2 tRNA genes and 3 rRNA genes are annotated in these 6,363 nt (G+C 41.2%); all 5 read left to right on the plus strand.

The window, feature by feature from the left end:
- The first annotated feature begins 251 nt into the window (after positions 1 to 251).
- The 5 genes from CAMP5082_RS08020 (at position 252) to rrf (ending at position 5,800) form a co-directional block, all read left to right on the plus strand.
- Positions 252 to 1,765 (plus strand): 16S ribosomal RNA (locus tag CAMP5082_RS08020).
- Positions 1,766 to 1,860: 95 nt separating this feature from the next.
- A tRNA-Ala gene (locus CAMP5082_RS08025) sits at positions 1,861 to 1,936 on the plus strand.
- 8 nt (positions 1,937 to 1,944) lie between these two features.
- A tRNA-Ile gene (locus tag CAMP5082_RS08030) sits at positions 1,945 to 2,021 on the plus strand.
- 456 nt (positions 2,022 to 2,477) lie between these two features.
- Positions 2,478 to 5,385 (plus strand): 23S ribosomal RNA (locus CAMP5082_RS08035).
- A 298-nt stretch (positions 5,386 to 5,683) separates the two neighbouring features.
- Positions 5,684 to 5,800, plus strand: a 5S ribosomal RNA gene (rrf, locus tag CAMP5082_RS08040).
- Together the 16S, 23S and 5S rRNA genes with 2 tRNA genes alongside form the textbook arrangement of a ribosomal RNA operon.
- The last annotated feature ends 563 nt before the right edge of the window (positions 5,801 to 6,363 follow it).

The raw sequence follows: 6,363 nt of genomic DNA on the forward strand, positions 1-6,363 counted from the left end.
TATATTAATAAAACTTTAAGCTTTTATTGCTATAATTTCATTTCCTTTTTAAACGAAAGGGTTTTAAAAAGCTAAGACTTTTTGTCTTAATTTTTAGTATTTGTTCTTTAAATTATTAATATTGTTAATCAAATCTTATAGTCAATCTTTGAAATCTAAATAAGTGATCGATTGAGCCAGAAAGATTTATTTTTAAATCTTAACAATCAACTTTTTCTTTGAAGAAAAAGATTAAACTTATCCAATTATTTTTTATGGAGAGTTTGATCCTGGCTCAGAGTGAACGCTGGCGGCGTGCCTAATACATGCAAGTCGAACGATGAAGCTTTTAGCTTGCTAGAAGTGGATTAGTGGCGCACGGGTGAGTAAGGTATAGTTAATCTGCCCTACACAAGAGGACAACAGTTGGAAACGACTGCTAATACTCTATACTCCTGCTTAACACAAGTTGAGTAGGGAAAGTTTTTTCGGTGTAGGATGAGACTATATAGTATCAGCTAGTTGGTGAGGTAATGGCTCACCAAGGCTATGACGCTTAACTGGTCTGAGAGGATGATCAGTCACACTGGAACTGAGACACGGTCCAGACTCCTACGGGAGGCAGCAGTAGGGAATATTGCGCAATGGGGGAAACCCTGACGCAGCAACGCCGCGTGGAGGATGACACTTTTCGGAGCGTAAACTCCTTTTCTTAGGGAAGAATTCTGACGGTACCTAAGGAATAAGCACCGGCTAACTCCGTGCCAGCAGCCGCGGTAATACGGAGGGTGCAAGCGTTACTCGGAATCACTGGGCGTAAAGGGCGCGTAGGCGGATTATCAAGTCTCTTGTGAAATCCAACGGCTTAACCGTTGAACTGCTTGGGAAACTGGTAATCTAGAGTGAGGGAGAGGCAGATGGAATTGGTGGTGTAGGGGTAAAATCCGTAGATATCACCAAGAATACCCATTGCGAAGGCGATCTGCTGGAACTTAACTGACGCTAAGGCGCGAAAGCGTGGGGAGCAAACAGGATTAGATACCCTGGTAGTCCACGCCCTAAACGATGTACACTAGTTGTTGGGGTGCTAGTCATCTCAGTAATGCAGCTAACGCATTAAGTGTACCGCCTGGGGAGTACGGTCGCAAGATTAAAACTCAAAGGAATAGACGGGGACCCGCACAAGCGGTGGAGCATGTGGTTTAATTCGAAGATACGCGAAGAACCTTACCTGGGCTTGATATCCTAAGAACCTTTTAGAGATAAGAGGGTGCTAGCTTGCTAGAACTTAGAGACAGGTGCTGCACGGCTGTCGTCAGCTCGTGTCGTGAGATGTTGGGTTAAGTCCCGCAACGAGCGCAACCCACGTATTTAGTTGCTAACGGTTCGGCCGAGCACTCTAAATAGACTGCCTTCGTAAGGAGGAGGAAGGTGTGGACGACGTCAAGTCATCATGGCCCTTATGCCCAGGGCGACACACGTGCTACAATGGCATATACAATGAGACGCAATACCGCGAGGTGGAGCAAATCTATAAAATATGTCCCAGTTCGGATTGTTCTCTGCAACTCGAGAGCATGAAGCCGGAATCGCTAGTAATCGTAGATCAGCCATGCTACGGTGAATACGTTCCCGGGTCTTGTACTCACCGCCCGTCACACCATGGGAGTTGATTTCACTCGAAGCCGGAATACTAAACTAGTTACCGTCCACAGTGGAATCAGCGACTGGGGTGAAGTCGTAACAAGGTAACCGTAGGAGAACCTGCGGTTGGATCACCTCCTTTCTAGAGTACAAACTGATAAGTCTCACAACTATCAGTTCATATATAGACTCAATCATCCTTGTTTAGATTTCAAAGATTGATGAAAAGCTAATTTTGGGGAATTAGCTCAGCTGGGAGAGCGCCTGCTTTGCACGCAGGAGGTCAGCGGTTCGATCCCGCTATTCTCCACCATTTATTAAGGGCCTATAGCTCAGCTGGTTAGAGTGCACCCCTGATAAGGGTGAGGTCACAAGTTCAAGTCTTGTTAGGCCCACCATAAAAAAGATTTGTTTATCAATTCTAAGTTAAAGTTTTAAAACTTAAAGCAAGTATATAGCTAATAATAAAGCAGTAAATAAAGTAAAATACTTTATTGTCTATGTTTTTAAATTATTTAAACTCTTTATATATACTTCCTTTAGGTTTTAAGACCTAAGCTAAATAAATAATAGAATATTTTATATATTAGATTAGTTATTTAATGTTATTTGAATTATCATTGTTAAGAGTCACAAGCAAGTTTTAATAAAAACAATTTTACAGGACTTGTTAAAGGATAAAACCTAACTATCTTTTCTTTAGCTTTTAGTTAAAGACAAGTTTTAAACTCACAGCTTAGTGAGACTAATATTTTTAGTTTTATTAAGTGTTTAAATGCTTTCCGTCTTAAGATAGTAAAGTCTTATCATAAAAACTTTAACAAGGAAGTGATGCGTTTTAGAATGAATTTAAAAGGTAAGCTATTAAGAGCGAATGGTGGATGCCTTGGCTGGTAAAGGCGATGAAGGACGTACTAGACTGCGATAAGCTACGGGGAGCTGTCAAGAAGCTTTGATCCGTAGATTTCCGAATGGGGCAACCCAGTATATAGAGATATATACTACCATAATGGAGCGAACGTAGGGAATTGAAACATCTTAGTACCTACAGGAAAAGAAATCAATAGAGATTGCGTCAGTAGCGGCGAGCGAAAGCGCAAGAGGGCAAACCCAGTGCTTGCACTGGGGGTTGTAGGACTGCAATGTGCAATAGGTGAGGTTAGTAGAACACTCTGGAAAGTGTAGCCATAGAGGGTGATAGTCCCGTATACGAAAACCAAACCTTAGCTAGCAGTATCCTGAGTAGGGCGGGACACGAGGAATCCTGTCTGAAGCTGGGTCGACCACGATCCAACCCTAAATACTACTACCAGACCGATAGTGTACAAGTACCGTGAGGGAAAGGTGAAAAGAACTGAGGTGATCAGAGTGAAATAGAACCTGAAACCATTTGCTTACAATCATTCAGAGCACTATGTAGCAATACAGTGTGATGGACTGCCTTTTGCATAATGAGCCTGCGAGTTGTGGTGTCTGGCAAGGTTAAGCACACGCGAAGCCGTAGCGAAAGCGAGTCTGAATAGGGCGCTTAAGTCAGATGCTGCAGACCCGAAACGAAGTGATCTATCCATGAGCAAGTTGAAGCTAGTGTAAGAACTAGTGGAGGACTGAACCGATAGGCGTTGAAAAGCCCCCGGATGACTTGTGGATAGGGGTGAAAGGCCAATCAAACTTCGTGATAGCTGGTTCTCTCCGAAATATATTTAGGTATAGCGTTGTGTCGTAGTATAAGGGGGTAGAGCACTGAATGGGCTAGGGCATACACCAATGTACCAAACCCTATCAAACTCCGAATACCTTATATGTAATCACAGCAGTCAGGCGGCGAGTGATAAAATCCGTCGTCAAGAGGGAAACAACCCAGACTACCAGCTAAGGTCCCTAAATCTTACTTAAGTGGAAAACGATGTGAAGTTACTTAAACAACCAGGAGGTTGGCTTAGAAGCAGCCATCCTTTAAAGAAAGCGTAATAGCTCACTGGTCTAGTGATTTTGCGCGGAAAATATAACGGGGCTAAAGTAAGTACCGAAGCTGTAGACTTGATTTTATCAAGTGGTAGGAGAGCGTTCTATTTGCGCCGAAGGTATACCGGTAAGGAGTGCTGGAGCGAATAGAAGTGAGCATGCAGGCATGAGTAGCGATAATTAATGTGAGAATCATTAACGCCGTAAACCCAAGGTTTCCTACGCGATGCTCGTCATCGTAGGGTTAGTCGGGTCCTAAGTCGAGTCCGAAAGGGGTAGACGATGGCAAATTGGTTAATATTCCAATACCAACATTAGTGTGCGATGGAAGGACGCTTAGGGCTAAGCAAGCTAGCGGATGGAAGTGCTAGTCTAAGGTCGTAGGAGGTTATATAGGCAAATCCGTATAACAATACTCCGAGAACTGAAAGGCTCTTCAAAGTCTTCGGACAGCGAGGAGAATTGCTGATGCCGTCGAGCCAAGAAAAGTTTCTAAGTTTAGCTAATGTTGCCCGTACCGTAAACCGACACAGGTGGGTGGGATGAGTATTCTAAGGCGCGTGGAAGAACTCTCTTTAAGGAACTCTGCAAAATAGCACCGTATCTTCGGTATAAGGTGTGGTTCGCTTCGTATTAGGATTTACTCCGAAAGCGAAGAAACTTACAACAAAGAGTCCCTCCCGACTGTTTACCAAAAACACAGCACTCTGCTAACTCGTAAGAGGATGTATAGGGTGTGACGCCTGCCCGGTGCTCGAAGGTTAATTGATGGGGTTAGCATTAGCGAAGCTCTTGATCGAAGCCCGAGTAAACGGCGGCCGTAACTATAACGGTCCTAAGGTAGCGAAATTCCTTGTCGGTTAAATACCGACCTGCATGAATGGCGTAACGAGATGGGAGCTGTCTCAAAGAGGGATCCAGTGAAATTGTAGTGGAGGTGAAAATTCCTCCTACCCGCGGCAAGACGGAAAGACCCCGTGGACCTTTACTACAGCTTGACACTGCTATTTGGATAAGAATGTGCAGGATAGGTGGGAGGCTTTGAGTATATGACGCCAGTTGTATATGAGCCGTTGTTGAGATACCACTCTTTCTTATTTGGGTAGCTAACCAGCTTGAGTTATCCTCAAGTGGGACAATGTCTGGTGGGTAGTTTGACTGGGGCGGTCGCCTCCCAAATAATAACGGAGGCTTACAAAGGTTGGCTCAGAACGGTTGGAAATCGTTCGTAGAGTATAAAGGTATAAGCCAGCTTAACTGCAAGACATACAAGTCAAGCAGAGACGAAAGTCGGTCTTAGTGATCCGGTGGTTCTGTGTGGAAGGGCCATCGCTCAAAGGATAAAAGGTACCCCGGGGATAACAGGCTGATCTCCCCCAAGAGCTCACATCGACGGGGAGGTTTGGCACCTCGATGTCGGCTCATCGCATCCTGGGGCTGGAGCAGGTCCCAAGGGTATGGCTGTTCGCCATTTAAAGCGGTACGCGAGCTGGGTTCAGAACGTCGTGAGACAGTTCGGTCCCTATCTGCCGTGGGCGTAAGAAGATTGAAGAGATTTGACCCTAGTACGAGAGGACCGGGTTGAACAAACCACTGGTGTAGCTGTTGTTCTGCCAAGAGCATCGCAGCGTAGCTAAGTTTGGAACGGATAAACGCTGAAAGCATCTAAGCGTGAAGCCAACTCTAAGATGAATCTTCTCTAAGCTCTCTAGAAGACTACTAGTTTGATAGGCTGGGTGTGTAATGGATGAAAGTCCTTTAGCTGACCAGTACTAATAGAGCGTTTGGCTTATCTTATTTAAGCATCACTTCCTTGTTAAGGTTTTTAATAAAGCTTTGAATGTTTTTATATGAAATATTTATATAAAGATTATGTTCTTAAGTTTATAAAATCTTACAAGTAAAGTTTATATTAGAACTTGCTCTTAACATTGTTTTTTAAGTATTCTAAAACAGTAAAGTGATTTAGTTTAATAAAACATCTAAATATAAGAATAAGATGAAAGCTAAAAATAAAAATAAAAATGATTTTTATATTTAAATCTTATTGATTGTTTTTATTATGCTATATTAAATAGAATATTTAAATAACAATGTCCGTGATTATACAGATGTGGAGACGCCTTGCTCCATCCCGAACCAAGAAGCTAAGCACATCGTGGGTGATGATACTACGCCTTACTGGCAGGGGGAAAGTAGCTCATTGCGGACTTGTTAATTCTCTTATTATTCTTACTTTATATATAATCTTATGTTTGTTTTTATTGTTAGTTTTTAAATTGGTTTGTTTTTTTAATTTATAAAATTTAGTTATTTAGTTGGATTGTTTTATTTTTTAGATGTTTTAGTTTGAGTGGCTACTAATTTTTTAGCAATAGTTTGTTTTTATTTTTTTAAATTTTTATGATTTTTTAATCTATTCTACGGTTTTTAGGTTTATTATTTTATTTTTGTGGTTTTTATTTAATTGTATTCCTTTTTATTTTTTAATTTATTTTTATTCTTTATTGTTTTATTTTTTTGCTATGGTTTTTTATTTTTGTTTTTAGTTGTTTGTGTTTTTAGTGATTTGGCTTTTGGATTTATATTGTTTGGGGATTTAGTTGTTTTATCTTTAAAATGTTTATAGCGAGTTTGATAAATTTGGTTTTTTTAGTTTTTATTGCTTATGTTTTTGCTTTTTTATTGATCTGAAAAATTAGGTTTGTTTAGTTGTTTAGTTGTTTTTATGGCTTAGATTTGTGTTGTTGGTTATTGAATTGTTATTTGGTGGTT

The sequence above is a fragment of the Campylobacter sp. LMG 17559 genome, assembly GCF_024723605.1.
Lineage (GTDB): Bacteria > Campylobacterota > Campylobacteria > Campylobacterales > Campylobacteraceae > Campylobacter_D.